Origin of the sequence: Chryseobacterium sp. CFS15, assembly GCF_031118795.1 — a bacterium.
GTDB lineage: Bacteria > Bacteroidota > Bacteroidia > Flavobacteriales > Weeksellaceae > Chryseobacterium > Chryseobacterium indoltheticum.
The window spans coordinates 397,774-414,621 of sequence record NZ_JAVHYL010000001.1 but is presented as its reverse complement, the minus strand read 5'-3'; the positions used below and the strand labels follow the sequence as shown (position 1 = coordinate 414,621).

At 34.5% G+C, this 16,848-nt stretch carries 13 protein-coding genes; 6 read left to right on the top strand and 7 right to left on the bottom strand.

What is annotated here, in order from left to right; all coding sequences use genetic code 11:
* Positions 1 to 411: 411 nt before the first annotated feature.
* The 3 genes from OH814_RS02025 to OH814_RS02015 all read left to right on the top strand — a co-directional run bounded on the left by OH814_RS02025 (position 412) and on the right by OH814_RS02015 (position 2,423).
* Entirely contained in the window at positions 412 to 771 is a 360-nt protein-coding gene (locus OH814_RS02025) for a cyclic nucleotide-binding domain-containing protein (protein ID WP_308826905.1), read from the top strand.
* 162 nt (positions 772 to 933) lie between these two features.
* Positions 934 to 1,548, top strand: coding sequence for a Crp/Fnr family transcriptional regulator (locus OH814_RS02020; protein WP_228421272.1), 615 nt, complete (start codon positions 934 to 936; stop codon positions 1,546 to 1,548).
* Positions 1,549 to 1,922: 374 nt separating this feature from the next.
* Positions 1,923 to 2,423, top strand: a complete 501-nt coding sequence (locus OH814_RS02015; protein WP_308826904.1) for a nicotinamide-nucleotide amidohydrolase family protein — start codon at positions 1,923 to 1,925, stop codon at positions 2,421 to 2,423.
* A 36-nt stretch (positions 2,424 to 2,459) separates the two neighbouring features.
* On the opposite strand, the gene OH814_RS02010 is transcribed toward OH814_RS02015, so the two are convergent.
* Positions 2,460 to 3,053 carry a Crp/Fnr family transcriptional regulator gene (locus OH814_RS02010; RefSeq protein WP_308826903.1) on the bottom strand — a complete coding sequence of 198 codons (594 nt, stop codon included), beginning with the start codon at positions 3,051 to 3,053 and terminating at the stop codon, positions 2,460 to 2,462.
* A gap of 461 nt (positions 3,054 to 3,514) precedes the next feature.
* Between OH814_RS02010 and OH814_RS02005 the strand changes: the two genes are divergently transcribed.
* On the top strand, positions 3,515 to 3,862 hold the full coding sequence (locus OH814_RS02005; protein ID WP_076558524.1) for a hypothetical protein: 348 nt from the start codon (positions 3,515 to 3,517) through the stop codon (positions 3,860 to 3,862).
* Between the two features lie 3 nt (positions 3,863 to 3,865).
* Here OH814_RS02005 and pdeM read toward each other — a convergent pair whose 3' ends face one another.
* From pdeM to OH814_RS01980, 5 genes are all read right to left on the bottom strand, one after another.
* Positions 3,866 to 4,510: a ligase-associated DNA damage response endonuclease PdeM gene (pdeM, locus tag OH814_RS02000; RefSeq protein WP_308826902.1), complete on the bottom strand. Its 645-nt coding sequence runs from the start codon at positions 4,508 to 4,510 to the stop codon at positions 3,866 to 3,868.
* 125 nt (positions 4,511 to 4,635) lie between these two features.
* Positions 4,636 to 7,038, bottom strand: a complete 2,403-nt coding sequence (locus OH814_RS01995) for a ligase-associated DNA damage response DEXH box helicase (RefSeq protein ID WP_374990542.1) — start codon at positions 7,036 to 7,038, stop codon at positions 4,636 to 4,638.
* Between the two features lie 263 nt (positions 7,039 to 7,301).
* Positions 7,302 to 8,882 (bottom strand): ATP-dependent DNA ligase, encoded by a 1,581-nt coding sequence (locus tag OH814_RS01990; RefSeq protein WP_308826900.1) that lies wholly within the window; start codon positions 8,880 to 8,882, stop codon positions 7,302 to 7,304.
* Between the two features lie 253 nt (positions 8,883 to 9,135).
* Positions 9,136 to 10,164: a ligase-associated DNA damage response exonuclease gene (locus tag OH814_RS01985; protein WP_308826899.1), complete on the bottom strand. Its 1,029-nt coding sequence runs from the start codon at positions 10,162 to 10,164 to the stop codon at positions 9,136 to 9,138.
* A 78-nt stretch (positions 10,165 to 10,242) separates the two neighbouring features.
* Positions 10,243 to 11,382, bottom strand: coding sequence for a helix-turn-helix domain-containing protein (locus tag OH814_RS01980; protein ID WP_308826898.1), 1,140 nt, complete (start codon positions 11,380 to 11,382; stop codon positions 10,243 to 10,245).
* 259 nt (positions 11,383 to 11,641) lie between these two features.
* Here OH814_RS01980 and OH814_RS01975 point away from each other — a divergent pair, with 259 nt between their 5' ends.
* The gene (locus OH814_RS01975) at positions 11,642 to 14,557 is read left to right on the top strand and encodes a TonB-dependent receptor (protein WP_308826897.1); all 2,916 of its coding nucleotides are present in this window, start codon (positions 11,642 to 11,644) and stop codon (positions 14,555 to 14,557) included.
* Between the two features lie 10 nt (positions 14,558 to 14,567).
* A complete protein-coding gene (locus tag OH814_RS01970) occupies positions 14,568 to 15,392 on the top strand; it encodes a tyrosine-protein phosphatase (protein WP_308826896.1) in 825 nt (274 codons plus the stop codon).
* A 278-nt stretch (positions 15,393 to 15,670) separates the two neighbouring features.
* Here the strand turns inward: OH814_RS01970 and OH814_RS01965 are convergent, their stop codons facing one another.
* The gene (locus OH814_RS01965; RefSeq protein WP_308826895.1) at positions 15,671 to 16,747 is read right to left on the bottom strand and encodes an SDR family oxidoreductase; all 1,077 of its coding nucleotides are present in this window, start codon (positions 16,745 to 16,747) and stop codon (positions 15,671 to 15,673) included.
* Positions 16,748 to 16,848: the final 101 nt, after the last annotated feature.

Genomic DNA, 16,848 nt, shown 5'->3' with positions numbered 1-16,848 from the left:
AAATTCTATGATTATTGGTCGCTTCAAAAATCTAACCAAAAATCTAAAATCATTTAAAAATAATTAATTTTTCGTAAAAACAGGTTAAAAACATACATTATAAATATAAATCTGACAACCGTGAAAGAAATTTGTGATCGAAATCATAAAAACACAATTACTTTTGTTGTACATTTGATTTGATAGATTATGCTTTTTAAAATTTGCCTTAAACTATCATCATTCACATCATACAATTGTGAAAGATTTTGCTATTTACAATACTAAATACTTAATTCAGTAAAATATTTAATTATTGATATTATTTTAAACGTAAACTACTTATTCGTTTAAACTTTGTCACCTTCTAATATTTACTCATATCTTTTGTGAAGATTACCATCACAAGTCATCATCACACAGTAAGAAGCTATGGTAATACATCAACAAATCCTGAAATCTGCAGGAGCAATCATTAAAAAGTATCAACCCAAAGAAAAGATTTTTACAAAAGGAGATTCTGCTCAATATTACTTTCAGATTGTTTCGGGAAGTGTAAAAATGAATAATTATGACGAGTCGGGCAGAGAATATATTCAGAATTTTTTGAAAGACGGAGAATGCTTTGGTGAATCACTTCTTTTTATTGATCACAAATATTCTATGAATGCAATTGCTATTACTTTCTGTGAAGTTTTAATCCTGAAAAAGACTTTATTTTTTAATTTGATACAGCAAAATCCAAAATTATGTTTTGAAATGAATAAGTGGCTCTCAAAAACAGCGTTTTAAACAAATAATGGCATAAAATGTGTTCACAAAATGTGACAGTAAAAACTTACAATTCTTAAAGATTATCTGAAGAATTTTTAGTCGCCAAAAAACATTCGTTATTCAGCTTCTGCAATGAGAAATAAATGGTAATTACTGTATTAAAGAAAAATTTTTTATACCATGAAAACAATAAGTTGCATGAAGATCGATGAGCAATTGCTAAAATCGTACAGTGCGGAAATTAAAACTTACAAAAAAAGAGAACTTATTTTTAGAGAAGGAGAGTCTCCGGCTTTTTATTACCAGATTATAGAAGGTGCTGTAAAAGTGAATAATTTTAATGAAGAAGGGAAGGAGTTTATACATAATATCTTAGAAAAAGGACAAAGCTTCGGAGATGCGCATCTTTTTATTGAAAAAAAATATTCTGTAAACGCATATGCTCTTGTTCCTACGACAGTAATAATGTTGCCCAGAAAAAATTTCATCAATCTTGTCAAAGAAAATCCTCATGTTTCTCTGGAAATAAATGCCTGCTTATCACATCGTCTTTATTTCAAAATGAAAATGATACATGATATGGTCTCACAGCATCCATCTGCAAGAATTCTTGGTCTCTTCAATTATCTTAGAAGTTATACCGACTGTGAAGATCAACATTCTTTTAATGTAAAGCTTACAAGGCAACAAATTGCTGATCTTACAGGTTTACGTGTAGAAACAATCATCAGAACCATTAAAAAAATGGAAAATGAAAATCTGGTAAAAATTAAAGATCGTAAGATATACTACTAAAATATGACTGAAATCATAAATTAAAAAATCTGTTACAGAGTATATTTGACCTCTTTTACTTTTAATAATTAGTATAAAAGAAAACACCACCAATCATTTAAATAAATATATCGATATGAAAACAGAACCTTTCTATTTTACCCAATAAGATTTTGAAATTTGCAGTTGTATAATCTCAGATTTAAACTGTAAAGTATGTCTTTATCAGTAATCTCTTTCTCCATTATATTCTTTGTAAAAGTTGGAGGAGCGATGCACAATTCGACTGTCAGGATATTATCAACGCATATAAATAAAATAGCTGATGCTTTTTATTAGATCAAAAATGATGTATCGAGAAAATACAAATCACAACTTCATTAAAAACAAATCTTATGGAATTTCAACAAAACTTACTCAATTATATCAGCGAAGCATTAATTACAACTAATGAAACCATTTCTATCGCTGAAAGTGTAACTTCAGGTCTTTTTCAGCTTGCTTTTTCACAAATGCCAAATGCTGCACTATTCTACAAAGGCGGAATTACCGCATATGCATTAGAACAAAAAGTAAAAATTTTAAACGTAGATTATGATGAAGGTAATTCATGTGACTGCGTTTCTGAGCAAATTGCTGAAACAATGGCACTCAGCGTAGCCAAATTATTCGACACCGACTGGTCTATTGCTGTTACGGGCTATGCCAACCCGATCAGGAGCTCTACTTACAAAATATTTTCATATTATTCTTTTGCCTACAAAGGTGAAGTAATTTTATCCAGAAAACTTGAACTTCATCCTAAAACACAGGCATTGGGAGCACAGCAATATTATACAGAATTTATTTTGGGATGTTTTAAAAGTGAGATCAATAAGCTTTTGATACTAAAATAAAAATTATTTCATCTGATTTAATATATCAACTAGAAGTTAATAAAAAATTTTTCTGTTTTTGATTTTTAAAATTCCTTCTTTCTCCATATTTTTTATAACCCGGATGACAGTTTCTACACTCAATCCGGTAAGGGAAGCGAGTTGCTGTCTGGTTAAAAGAATTTGCAAAGCGTATTTTGACTGATCGTGATGATGATCTTTGAGATAATTCATCAACGTTAAAAGTTTTTGAGCAGGATTTTGAAATGCAATGCTTTCTGCCATCAAAAACTTGTAATGCATATGCTCAGAAAGACTCTGTATCGTTGTAAAATAATTGTCAGGGTTTTCCTGCAAAAGCTGCAAATATTGTGCTTTTGGCAATCTTATAACTTCAGATTCTTCTACTGCAACGGCATTTACAGGATACGATTTTTCTGTAAAAAGTGACGATATACCGACACTATTGCCGCGTGAGAATATTCCTTGAATAAATTCTTTACCTCCTTCATTATAATTATTTAATTTTACTTTTCCACTTGAGATCAGGAAAAAAAAGCTGGGAACTTCACCTTCAGAAAATATAAAATCATCAGGGTCATAAGTTCTTAAATCTGCTCCAAAAGAAAATAAAATATCTTCATTTATCATATTATAGGGATTAATTGAAACTAAAAACCACCTGTTTATGCTACGAAACATAACAATGCTCGGATTTTTAGACCTGTAAAGAAAGAATAATTTTATGCAAAAGTGAATTAATTCGCTACCACACAGATACCACATTACTGATTAAATACCAAAATTTTTGCAGAAAATAAATTTTTAATAAAATATTATTGCTCAGTTTGAATTAATAAATCAAAAAAAATATAATCTTTATTTGTTGATTAGAATCATAAAAAGAAATATGAAAATTCCGATACATTTGAATCAAGAACTTAACGAGAGAAAGGTTTGGCGAAATTTAATGTGTCATTTGATAATAAATAAAATATTATTGAGGCTAAATTTTGCGCTTTAGACCGCATTAATAAAAAAACTGATAATAAGAACGTTAATCATATTGAGGATTACATCTTTGATTATGATAGAGAAAAATTCTGCCCATAATGAATAATAATAGAGACAACACGCAAGACTTTAACGCAGAACACACCGCAAAAATTTTGGCTGACGAAGAAATAATCAGGCTTGCTAAACAAAATTCACCGCGTCTTTTAAGTAAATTTAAATCTGCATATCCCGAATTTTTTGAGCACCTTGCCTTAATTAATGGAAATTTGCAAAATTCTGAAATTATTTTTTGTATCTATCTCAAGTTGAGATTGAGTACAAAAGAAATTGCAACTTACACATTTGTAACACCAAAGGCAATTCAGAATAGAAAAAACCGATTACGAAAAAAACTTAAAATTTCTTCAGACACCGATATTTATAAATGGTTTGATCAGCTTTAAAAATCAGATCTCATAGATTTCGGCATCTGTAAAAACATAGAATCTTCCTTTTTGAGGGAGATTTTTTGTATCCAAACCGGTAAATTCGCTGAAGGCCGGAAGCAATAGTTGGTTTTCAGTGAGCACAAAACACGGAAGCTTTATTTTTTTAACCAAAGAATTAATCACAAAACCTGGGTGAATGTGTCCAGTAATCTGAAACTTTTCTATATTTTTATCAAAATCATGCACAAAAGAAATACCATCAATTTTGAGAGAATCAGATCGTGAATCTAAACACAATTTCTTCTCTAAAGTTTTTGAGATCCTGTCATGATTACCTTCTACCAAACAAAATTTAATGTTTGAATATTGATTTTTCCACACGCAAAATTCGTCTACATCAGAATTGTTTCCGGCATGAAGCAAGTCGCCGACGATAATAAATTTTTCGGGTTGAAAATATTCTATTAAAACCGAAAGCCTTTCGAGATCATTTTTCATAATATGGCTCGCCAAAGCAATTCCGTTTTTACGAAAATGTGCCGTTTTACCGATGTGTAAATCCGAAAAAATCAATGCTTTTTCTTTTTTCCAGAATAGTGCACGCTGATTGGTTAAAGTAAGAGTTTCGTTGTTAATATTGATATTTTTTGTTACTATTTTCATTTTAATTTTTTGCTTGTCAATATCAGAATCTAAGATGTTTTGTAAAAAAAGAGATTCTTCACTGCACTTTAGTTCCGTTCAAATGACAAAAAGTTTTAATAATTTTCAATTGACTTATTGACGATTCATTTTATATTTCTTCCCGATTGTTTAATCAATTTCTGAATTCTCACATCCAGATTTTCACTCGTTAAGGTTTGTCTTAAACTATCAACTTTTATCGGGAAACTCAAAGGCGTAAATCTATTTGAATATTTTAAAATAAGCTTTGATTTTTCAATTCGCTTAAAAGCTTCTACCAAGCGCTGCTCCTGCAATTGCATATTGAAAACTTCTGTATATGCCTGTCTCACTAGAAAATGATTGGGATCGTAATCTTCCAATACTTTAAAAATCAAACCTGCAGAACTTTGTAAAGCTTTATTTGACCGTTGCTGTCCAGGGAAATTCTGAACGACCATTCCTGAAATTACGGCAATATCCCTGAATTTCCGTCTTGCCATTTCAGCAGAATTAATACTGGAAATCACATCTATCATCAGGTTTTCTCTCGTCAATATTTTTTCTAAATTATCTTCATTCAACGGTATTTCTTTATCGCTGAATAATTCGAAACCATAATCATTCATCGCCATCGAAAAAGAAATAGGCGCCAATTTTGAAATTCGGTAAGCAATCAAAGCTGCCATTACTTCGTGTACCAATCGGCCTTCAAAAGGATACATAAAAAGATGATAGCCTTCACGGTTTTTAATTAATTCAACCAAAAATTCATCCTCCTTCGGAATGTGTGAGCGCTCTTCCTGGTTGATTAATAATGGATGTAAAAATTTGAGTTCTTTTTCAGATGCTTTTGGGTTTAATGCTCCTGATAATTTTTCTCGTAAAAAATGCCCCAAATTTGAACTTAAAGGTAACCTTCCGCCCAGATAACTTGGCGCCATCGCTTTTCCTTTAGATGCACGTACAAAAACCGTCATATCCTTTATCATTGCCACTTCCAAAACACGACCGGCAAGAATAAATTTCTCTTCTTTTTTCAGTCTCGAAATAAAATATTCCTCAACCATTCCTATATATCCGCCGGAAATAAATTTCACTTTCAACATTGCATCGCTTACAATTGCTCCCATATTCATTCGGTGAAGCATTGCGATTTTTCTTGAAGTGACTTTGTGTAAACCGTCTTCCATTATGACAACTTTGTGATATTCTTCGTAGTTTTTCAACGCACTTCCACCGATTGTCAGAAAGTCAACAATCTCCTTCCATTCTTCATCTCTGATTTCCTGAAACGTATATACTTTTTTAATTCTTTCGTAAATTTCATTAGGAAAAAAACCGTCACCAACCGCCAAGGTCATCAGAAATTGCACCAATACATCAAAGCATAAAACCTGCGGCTCGCGTGGTTCTATTACTTTTTGTTTTACGGCTTCTTTTAAAGCTGCTACTTCAATCAGCTCTAAAGAATGCGTAGGAACACAGAATATTTTGGAAGTCTCAAAAGGAGAGTGGCCACTTCGTCCCGCCCGTTGTAGAAACCTTGCAACACCTTTTGCAGAACCAATTTGTATAACCGTATCAACAGGTTTAAAATCGATTCCTAAATCTAAAGATGAGGTCGAAACAACGGCTTTTAATTTTCCTGAACTTAAGTTTTCTTCAATCCAGATTCTCAAATGTGCATCGATTGAGCTGTGATGAATAGCGATTTGTCCCGCAAAATCAGGATAAGCATTGAGTAATAATTGATACCACATTTCACTTTGGCTTCGGGTATTGGTAAAAACAATGGTCGATTTAGATTCCAAAATAATAGGAACCACTTTATCCGCTAATTTTTGACCGAGATGTCCTGCCCAAGGCAAAAGCTCAACTTCGTCTGGAAAAACTGAAATAATATCAATTTTCTTAAGCTCTTTAGCCGTGATTTTTGTTTTCTTGATATCGTAAGGAATCAAAACATCCTGCGCTTCATCAAGATTGCCTATCGTTGCGGTAATTCCCCAAATTTTAAGTTTCGGAACATAATGAAAGAGCTGGGAAATCGCCAACTCCACCATTACGCCACGTTTTGAGCCTAGCAATTCGTGCCATTCATCTACGGCCACACAATGCATATTATTGAAGAATCGCTGATGATTTTTTTGACCTAAAAGTAAGTGTAAACTTTCGGGAGTTACCACTAGAATTTCAGGCATATTTTTAACCTGCTGTTGACGCACTTTCGGATCGGTGTCGCCATTTCTTACCCCAACGGCCCAATCCAGGCCAATCTCATCAATCGCTTCCTGCATTGCTTTGGCGATATCTTTTGAAAGCGAGCGAAGTGGTGTAATCCAAATCATTTTCAGACCTTTCTTATACTTGTTTGGATAAGTGAGAAAGTCTGAAATTAAAGCTAAAAACACCGAAAATGTTTTCCCGAAACCCGTCGGAGCTACAACCATTCCGCTGTACCCATTACCGAATTTTTTCCAGGTATCAATCTGAAATTTAAATGGAGAATTGCCTTTTTCCATCATCCAGTTTTGGATGATTTTGAATCCTTCGGTATTTTCGTAGTTGCTCAAATTGTTTTTATAAATTAAATATTAAATCTACTGATTTAGAAGAAAAACTGCAAAGCCGTTTTATCTGTGTAGTATTTAATTAATGTTATTAGCGGCGCTCAGTAGGAGCGCTATTTCTTTAAAATTTAGTTATAAGATAGAACTTCTACAGAGTTCTCCAATGTTTATGTTTTTTCTTCTACACAGATAAAGCTCCTCGGGAGCTTTGAAGAAATTTATTGTATCAGTTTTTTAATCTCTTCAATATCATCAATTTCGTCAACGGTTTTATCTTTCCGCCACCTTAAAATTCTTGGAAATCGCAATGCGACACCACTTTTATGTCGATTGCTGAAGCCAATTCCTTCAAAAGCAATCTCAAAAACCAATTCAGCTTTTACCGTACGCACAGGGCCGAATTTTTCAATCGCATTTTTGTTGACAAACTTGCTGACTTCCATTATTTCTTTATCGGTCAATCCCGAATAGGCTTTGGCAATCGTAACTAACTTTTCACCACTTTTCACGGCAAAACTGTAATCGGTATAATAAGCGCTTCGTCTTCCGCTTCCTTTTTGGGCATAAATGAGAACCGCATCAATCGTCATCGGATTGATTTTCCATTTCCACCAATCTCCTTTTTTTCGTCCTGAATGATAATGTGAATTTTTCTGTTTCAGCATCAATCCTTCACTGTTAATTTCTCTTGAATTTTCTCTTATTAAATCTAATTGTGACCACTTTTCAAAATCAATGGCCTGAGAAATTTTTATGTTTTCCGGAGCTTCATTTAGTAGTAATTCTGCAAGCATTGCTCGTCTTGCTGAAATGGGTTTCTCCCTCAGATCAGTTCCTTCCAATTCTAAAATATCGTATGCAAAAACTTCAATCGGAATGTCAGCGAGCATTTTTTTTGTTAATGTTTTACGATTTAGTCGTTTTTGTAATTCGTTAAAATTTAATACGTTACCTTCCTTGACTGCAAGTATTTCTCCATCAATTACAAAATTACCTTTCATCGCTTTTACGGTTTCAGCAATCTCCGGAAATTGCTCAGTCACCAACTCTTCCCCACGTGACCAGATAAAAACTTCATCATTTCGTCTGATGATTTGTCCGCGAATTCCGTCCCATTTGTATTCAATGAGCCATTCATCGGGTTTACCCAAATCTTCCAAATCTTTTTCCAAAGGATACGCAAGGCAAAAAGGGTAGGGTTTTGAGTTGTCCGGATTAATATTTTCAGCAGAAATCAATTCTTTAAATGAAACTTCATCAGGCTGCCATTTTCCCATCAAACTGTGCATCAAAGTGCTTGCTTCCTGTCCGGAAAATTTTGTCAGAGAATTAATCAATGTTTTTGACGAAACGCCTATTCTAAAGCTTCCACCTAATAATTTATTGAAAATCAACCGTTCTGTATAATCTAAACCATTCCAGGAATTAAGAACGAATTCTTTTTTTTCGGCTTCGGTTTTTGTTTTCAATCCGATAATTTCATTCATCCATTCAGAAAGTGATTTTTCAATATTTTCGGTTGGTGGCGGAAGAATTAACGATAAAGTTTCACCTAAATCTCCTACCGAAGAATAACTTTCCTGAAACAGCCAAAATGGTAATTGCGTAATTTCCAACGCCCATTCTTTCATAAAATTGGTGTTGACATTTCGCTTCGGTCTTTTGCCTGTAAACAAAGCGATGAACCACAATTTATCATCATCCGGCGCACGTTCAAGATAATCGATAATGGCATCGATTTTAGCATTGGTTTTATTGGTGCTTTCGAGAGCGTTGATGAGTTCTGCGAAATTTTTCATTCTAATCTTTGTTTTATTTGGGCAGCTTAATCCGCCTTCCGTTCCCAATCTTTTTTTGCAAGACGTTCTATCTTTAATCGAAGCTTCAGTTTATGCAAAAAAAGGATTTCCTCTCAAGTCGGGCTGCGAGCAATTCGACGTTTAAAAATTAACAGGCCGCTCCTACGGAGCTTTTAGCTATTTTTATTCTGATTTGCTATTAACAGGTCACTCCTACGGAGCTTTTTAAACCTTCAATGTTTAATTTTAATAATTAATCTTCTTTTTTATCGGACACAACTTCCTTTTCAATGACTTCATCATCATCATCTCCATATAAGGTTTCTACAACATCAGATTTAATTCCGATTTCGTTTAAATATTTAGAAAAAACTTCAGTCTGTCCGTGCGTTACGTGAACAATTTCAGCCTCTGTAGCTTTTATTGCCTGTAAAAGACCTTTCCAGTCTGCATGGTCACTCATTGGAAAACCTGCGTCCATACTTCGCCATCTTCTGGCGCCGCGAACCTGCATCCACCCTGAACAAATCGCTGTTGCCGCATCCGGAATTTTCTTAATCACATTGCTGTCTAACAAAGCAGGAGGCACGATCACAATATCGCCGGCAACGTGTTTGATGCTTTCTCTAAAATCTGGTACTTCGTAATCAGGAAGCACGATACCAACTTCTTCAAAGGCTTTATTGAGTTTTCCGATCGAATAATGAACGTGAATTTTTCCCATTCCTTCAACCGCTTTCATAATCCTTTGCGCTTTACCCAAAGAATAACCTATAAATACAGATGTTTTTTGATTTTCCTGATTTCTTAATACCCAGTTTTGAAGTCTTTTATTTAAATCGGGAACTTCGAGCCAGTTGTAAATGGGAAGCCCGAAAGTGCTTTCACTAACAAATTCATTACATTTTACCACCTCAAAAGGAGTGCTCAAACCATCATCCTGTACTTTATAATCTCCCGAAATAACACTTACATAACCTTTATATTCGAGACGAATCTGCGCCGAACCAATAATATGACCGGCCGGATGGAGCGAAAGTTTTACGCCATTGATGTCTAAAACTTCACCATACTGCAAAGTCTGACATTCAATATTCGGAGAAATTCTTTGATGTAAAATAGGTTTTGTAAAATGATGGCAAAGATATTTTTTCATTCCCCATCGAGCGTGATCAGCGTGACCATGAGTGATGACTGCAAAATCAACAGGCCGCCAAGGATCAATATAAAATTTTCCCTGCGGACAGTAAATACCTTTGTTTGTGAATGTAATGAGTTTCAAAAGTGTGATGATTAGTGTATTTTGAATATTCAAAAACCTAACCATTTTCATTACAAATCAAAAAACCGATACAGAAATTTAATCTACCTGAAGCTTCAATGAATTTTTCAACGAACTTTTATAATATTCTGAAGGAGTTTTGCCAATTATTTCTTTAAAATAACGATTAAAAGAAGATTTTGATTTGAAACCTGCTTCATAAGCCAATGATAAAAAATTGATATTTTCGTTTTTTTGAATAGTATTTTCTACCCTGTTTTTGAAATATTCTATTCGATATTCGTTGATGTATCGGTAAAAAGGTTGGTTTTTGTAGCCGTTCAGCATTTCGCTGATCTGGTATTTATTGATTTTTGTTTGTGAGGCCAATTCATCGAGATTCAAATCACAATTTCTGAACAATTGTTGTTGTTTTACAATTTCGTCCATTTTTTGCCACAATTCACCAAATTTCACTTCATAATCCATTGTATTCAAAAAACTAATTTCGGTGTCAATATAAATATCTTCGCTTTCTAGCGTATTTTTAACGGTATTTTCCGGTGCTTTTCTTAATTCAGTATTAATATTTTTTTTAATGATCAAAAGACAGATAACAAGCAGGAGAAAATAGGAAACACTTCTTATCAATACATTGATTTCCTGTATTTTTTCAGGATAAAAAAACAGGGCTATTTTTGTGAAAACAAGAATACATTCCATCATAAGAATACATACAGAAATTCTTTTAATGATATTAAATTCAACCTTTTCAAGAGTTTTGCTTTTATTAATTATTAAAATACTTTTTAAAGGATAATATAAATTGATGGCAAAAAGTAAAACTAGACTAAAGGTATTGTACAGATATAGAAGCTTTTCATCAACACGGTTTAGAATTATAAACACGCATGAAACTGTAAAATACGCAATCATTAAAATAAATAACGGAATAAAAAGATACCATTTTCTGCCTACTGAAAAACCCTTTTTGGTTTTACTTAAGGTATATAAGTAAATCAGCGGGCCATAACAGACCGAGATAAACGTATTCATTTGCAATCTGATACTTTGGTCTGGAACGAATGTGAAAATAACAAACTTGATCGTCAGATGCACCGCAATGGCTGAAATAAAAAATATAAACAGATAATTGGAAGAGGTTTTTCTCTCTCTGAACTGTAATAACCAGAGTGCGACAACCGCCTGAAAAGCCCCGATAATAATGATATATTGCATTCTAGCTTTAGGTTTGTACAAAGTAAATTCAAAATTGGTATTCTGCAATCTTCAAGTCGATTATATATCTGTTAAAAATTTATTTTTCCTATTAATATTCTGTTCATAAATAAATAATAAATAGTTTATTCAATGTAAAATACTATTAATCAATGTTTTAATAGTATTAAAACAACGAGTGATACGTTTTTTATTTTGATTTTTTTGTAAGGACGAATCGGTACATCATTCTGTGCAGTTTTGCAGAAAAAATAAATCAATGAAAAATTCTGCTGGTTTTTTAAAGCATAAATCGAGAATTATACAGGTATCTGCTTTTTTCTTGTTCGCTTCTTTTGGAACCATCCATGCACAAACTGTAAAGGGAACTATTGTAGGGAAAACAAACGGTGCGCTTCCCGGAGCCAATATCTCTATTGTAGATGCCGATGCAAAAGCCGTTTCATCTTTAGACGGAGATTTTCATCTGCTTTCACCAAAATTAGGAGAAGTAACTCTTAAAATTGAATATATAGGGTACGAAACCCAGGTTTTTCCGTATACCATAAAAGAAGGAACAAACGATATAGGCTATATTACCATTGTACCTGAAGAAAAACTGATTTCAAATAAATTAACCGACATTCAGGAAGTAATGGTTTCACGCCCCAATGCTTTGACCCAGGCGAAAGCCTACGAAATTAAAAAGAACAACAACGCCATCATGGAAGTCATTGCAGCCGATGCAATCGGAAAGCTTCCGGACAGAAATGCTGCTGAAGCGGTGCAAAGAGTTCAAGGTGTTGCTGTTGCAAGATATCATGGTGAAGCCGACCAGGCAACGGTAAGAGGAACTCCTTTTGCATGGACCTCGGCTTTGTTCAATGGAAATCGTTTACCAAGCGCAAATGTTTTAGGAAACAGGTCTTTCGTTTTGGATGTTGTTCCTTCAGAATTGATTCAGTTTGTGCAGGTTTCTAAAGCAATAACTCCCGATATGGACGGTGATGCGATTGGTGGAAGTATCAATTTTATTACAAGAACGGCTCCCGCAAAGAAAACATTGAGCGTAAGCGGGGCAGGAGGTTACAATACATTTTCTCAGGACGGAACGTATAATGCATCGATTGTGTATGGTGACCGTTTTTTCAAAAAGAAATTGGGTGTGCTTTTATCAGGCGCAATTTGGGACAGACAATGGGGTGCGGATTCTTTTGATGTGACTTACAATACAAGCGTAGCAAATGATATCCAAAGAAAATCTATCAATTCGGTAATGATGAAAAGGTACATGGGAACGAGAAGAACCATTGGTCTGAATGGCGGATTGGAATACAAATTTAATGCAGACAACAAAATCTACTTCAGAGGAATGTTTAATAAATTTGATGACATTCGCCCTGTTTATGAAACGTATGTAGATTACACCAACAAGCGTTATCAATACAATTTCAGGTATTCACATTATCAAACCGAGCTTTACGGGATGGAATTGGGTGGTGAGCACAGCCTTTCTTCAAAATTAAATTTAGATTGGATGCTGAGCGATTATCAGGCAAAATATTTTCTTGATACACCGCCTACCAATTCTACCAAAGGTCTTCCTATCGCAACTTTCAGACAGAAAATAACCGGCGGATTTAATAATCTTTCCAGTGACGGAAACCGATATTGGGGATTTGATTCGCCAGACGGAATTGGTGGCGAATATATGGACTACAGCTCAGATATAACCAATCAGAACGACAGGTTAAGTGCCGACAAACTGCTTCTTTCACAATTGGTCATCGCCAAATTAGATAATAACGAAAGAGATAAAATTGCACGGGTAAATTTAAAATATGATGTAAATCCTAATATTTCAATAAAATTAGGAGCTAAATATCGTGATAAAGACCGTACGAGCACTTACGGATACAATACAGTTTACCTTCCTGGCGCTTCTTTGGGGATCCCAAATTCGTCTGCACTGCTTACCTTGTCACAATTGGCAACTACAGATGCGCCAAGCGGAACTGCCTTTCTGGGAGGGATGAACGGAAATTATGATTCTTATATTATGAATCCGCCAACTAAAGACCAACTTTTTCAGATGTTTTCTCCAGAATTTTTGCAGCAGAATGGTTTCAGAGATTTTTCGAGTGCCGAAACCAATGCAACAAGCGTTTATACAGGTGAAGAATCTGTTTTTGCAGCCTATGCGATGGCAGAGATCAAAGCAAGCGATAAATTCAAGATTGTTGGAGGTTTCAGAAACGAATCCACAAGAATGACCCTAAACGGTTCAAAAGCTACCAAAGAAGGAACTCCTGCAACCACCGTTATCAGTGAATCTATTGTAGAAAGCAATTACAACGCCTTTCTTCCGATGCTTCATTTGCGATATAATATTTCGCCAAAAGCAAACATAAGATTTGCCTATACAAACTCTTTCATCAGACCCAATTTTGGTGACTTGTCACCGGGCTCGAGTATAGATAATACGTCAACACCGTTCACAATCACAAGAGGAAATCCGGATTTGAAACCTACTTTCAGTCACAACTTTGATGTAATGGGTGAATATTATTTCAATAATATCGGGATTCTTTCGGGAGGTGTTTTTTATAAAAAAATATCGGATATCGTATTTTCAGATACATCTATTCTCAATATTGGCGGAACAAACTACAATGTAACGCAGGCAAAAAACCTGCAGGATTCAAACTTAATAGGTTTTGAAGCAGGCATCAACAAACGTCTCGATTTTTTACCGGGTTTTTGGAATGGTTTCGGGGTTGAATTTAATTATACCTTCATCGATTCTAAAGTTGAGGTTCCAAGAACTGATGCAAACGGAATACAATATTTTGACAAAACATCACTTCCCAACCAATCTAAAAATCTTTTCAACGCCATTTTATATTACGAAGGCAACAAAATAATGGTTCGTCTGGCAGGAAATTACAGAGGGAAATCAGTTGAAACCATCAACCAAAAACTAGGTCCGCAATATTACATCTGGTCCGACAAAAATTTCACAGTTGACTTTTCTGCAAGTTATGACATTACTAAAAAGCTTAAAATCTTTGTTGAGCTAAATAATTTAAGCAACGAAAGTTTACGACTTTATATGGGAGACAATAAAAAGAGGGTTACCTCACATGAATGGTACGGAAGCAGAGGGCAAATGGGAGTTCGCTGGCAAATATTTTAATTTAATTTATATGAAAAAAATAGTATTTACATTGGCAGTACTGGCCTTTGGAACAACTGCAAATGCGCAGATTAAAGACAGTTTGAAACGTGTCGTAAAAATGGAAAACGCCTATAACTTCAGAGATACTGGTGGCTACAAAACTGCTGACGGAAAAGAAGTGGTTCTCGGAAAAGTTTTCAGAAGTGATGCCATCGATAAGCTTTCGGATAAAGATCTGAAAACTTTCAAAGACAGAAAAATTACAACTGTTGTCGATTTCAGAGGGGTGGAAGAAGCTAAAAAAGCTCAGGATCGTTTACCCCAAAATACCAATTATCTTTTGTGTCCTGCAGGAAGCAACAACCTTCCGACTGCTCAGGATATGGTGAAATTTTTGAAGGATAAAAACTTCTTGTTTGATATGTACGGAGAAGGCGGACTTCCTTATTTCGGAGAAAGATACAGGTCGTTATTCGTTCAGTTATTGACTTTAAAACCCAATGAAGCCTTACTTTTTCATTGTACAGGTGGCCGTGACAGAACGGGAATGGCATCGGCTTTATTCCTGAAAATATTAGGAGTTCCGCAAGAGGTAATTGAAGATGATTATGTCGCTTCCAATTTTTATCTGGCGAAAAATCCGACGATGAAAAATATGTATTCCGGACTTTCAAAAATGGCAGGAATGAGTGAAGCTGAAATCAAAGCACAAATGGAACTGAGACCTGAACTCATCAGAAATTTCTTCGGAGCCATCAATAAAAAATATGGAAGCGTAGAAAATTTCTTTCAGGTTGAGATGGGAATCGGACCACGTGAAATTGCTGTTTTAAGGCAGAAATACACCAAATAATCAATTGTGAATAGTCAATTTGCTTTGCTTGTCAATTTTTTAAATTACTTTCAAAATTCATTACTGACTTACAAAGCAAAATTGACCATTTATTTATAAAAACTCAGTTAGAATTAAATTTAGAATAGGCTGTCTCAAATTTGAGATGGCTTATTTTTGCTAAAAATAAATGAGAGTGTACTAAATTCACCATTAAGGAAAAGTCGGGACAACATTCTACAAAACCTTTATTAATCAAAAAAAGAGATGCTTTACAACAACTCTTTTATATTAACGATCTAAGGAATCAGATTTTCTTCCTTTAATTTTTTAAACAAATCAAGAAAAGATTCTTCAGTATTTTGATATTCCAGAAAACCTGATTTTCTACTGTTGCTCATGTCAGTCATTACTTCCAGAGGTCTTCCCAAATCTAAATCGGTATGCCACGCTGAAGATAAACGGTCTAAATTGTTTTCTTTTAAACCATATTTTTCGGCAATTGTTTTCCAGATCTCATGATGTTTCTGCATTTCTTTTTCAAGAGGTTTAATTTCGTTTTCAAAACCGACAGCTTCTATTTCAAACCAATCTGCAAGTCTTTTCCAAAGCCATTTCCAGCGAAACACATCACCGTTTGAGATATTAAAGGCTTTATTTTTAGCCTCTTCTGAAGTTGATGCCCAAACCAATTGTTTTGCCAAAATTCTGGCGTCTGTCACATCAGAAATTCCGTTCCATTGTGCAGAAGATCCCGGCCAGATAAATTTCTTACCTGTTTCTTTGCAAATACTTGCATAAACCGCCAAAGTAGTTCCCATATTCATCGCATTTCCTACTGCATAGCCTATTACAGTATGCGGTCTGTGAATGCTCCAGGTAAAACCATCTCTTTCAGAAGCTGCATAAACCTCATCTTCCTGAGCATAATAAAAATTAGGAAGTGGAAGTCTCGGTTGTTCTTCTCTCAAAGGAGTTTCAGGTAATTTTCCTTCTTTTGCATAGGCTTCGAATGGTCCTAAATAATGCTTTAATCCTGTAACCAAAGCAACATGTTTTACAGATTTTTTCTGAGACAAAACATTTAACAGATTTCTAATCAAGGCGCTGTTTACACGAATGTTTTCCTCTTCTGTATCATTTCGCATCCAGGTTGTGAAAAAAATGTGAGTAGGAGAAATATTTTCTAAGGCTGTTTCTAAACTTTGTACGTCCAGTAAATCAGCTTTTACCGGGATTAATCCTTCAATATTATTGTTTGTATTTCTGGATATTCCGTAAGTTGTCCAGCCTTGAGATATAAGTTCCTGAGCGAGATTACTTCCCGTAATTCCAGTTGCACCGACAACCAATGCGATATTTTTATTGTTTTCCATAATGTAAAATTTCTTCTACAAAATTATGGTGGTGATCAGCGAAAACACTTGATCTACATCATGAGTTTCAGTTGACCTCAGTCAAGTTTACATTCAGTAAG

What these genes read in the sequence shown, in the direction of transcription:
- OH814_RS02025 (WP_308826905.1), top strand. Translation starts at nt 412, where the DNA reads ATGGTAATACATCAACAAATCCTGAAATCTGCAGGAGCAATCATTAAA.
- OH814_RS02020 (WP_228421272.1), top strand. Translation starts at nt 934, where the DNA reads ATGAAAACAATAAGTTGCATGAAGATCGATGAGCAATTGCTAAAATCG.
- OH814_RS02015 (WP_308826904.1), top strand. Translation starts at nt 1,923, where the DNA reads ATGGAATTTCAACAAAACTTACTCAATTATATCAGCGAAGCATTAATT.
- OH814_RS02010 (WP_308826903.1), bottom strand. Translation starts at nt 3,053, where the DNA reads ATGATAAATGAAGATATTTTATTTTCTTTTGGAGCAGATTTAAGAACT.
- OH814_RS02005 (WP_076558524.1), top strand. Translation starts at nt 3,515, where the DNA reads ATGAATAATAATAGAGACAACACGCAAGACTTTAACGCAGAACACACC.
- pdeM (WP_308826902.1), bottom strand. Translation starts at nt 4,510, where the DNA reads ATGAAAATAGTAACAAAAAATATCAATATTAACAACGAAACTCTTACT.
- OH814_RS01995 (WP_374990542.1), bottom strand. Translation starts at nt 7,038, where the DNA reads ATGATGGAAAAAGGCAATTCTCCATTTAAATTTCAGATTGATACCTGG.
- OH814_RS01990 (WP_308826900.1), bottom strand. Translation starts at nt 8,882, where the DNA reads ATGAAAAATTTCGCAGAACTCATCAACGCTCTCGAAAGCACCAATAAA.
- OH814_RS01980 (WP_308826898.1), bottom strand. Translation starts at nt 11,382, where the DNA reads ATGCAATATATCATTATTATCGGGGCTTTTCAGGCGGTTGTCGCACTC.
- OH814_RS01975 (WP_308826897.1), top strand. Translation starts at nt 11,642, where the DNA reads ATGAAAAATTCTGCTGGTTTTTTAAAGCATAAATCGAGAATTATACAG.
- OH814_RS01970 (WP_308826896.1), top strand. Translation starts at nt 14,568, where the DNA reads ATGAAAAAAATAGTATTTACATTGGCAGTACTGGCCTTTGGAACAACT.
- OH814_RS01965 (WP_308826895.1), bottom strand. Translation starts at nt 16,747, where the DNA reads ATGGAAAACAATAAAAATATCGCATTGGTTGTCGGTGCAACTGGAATT.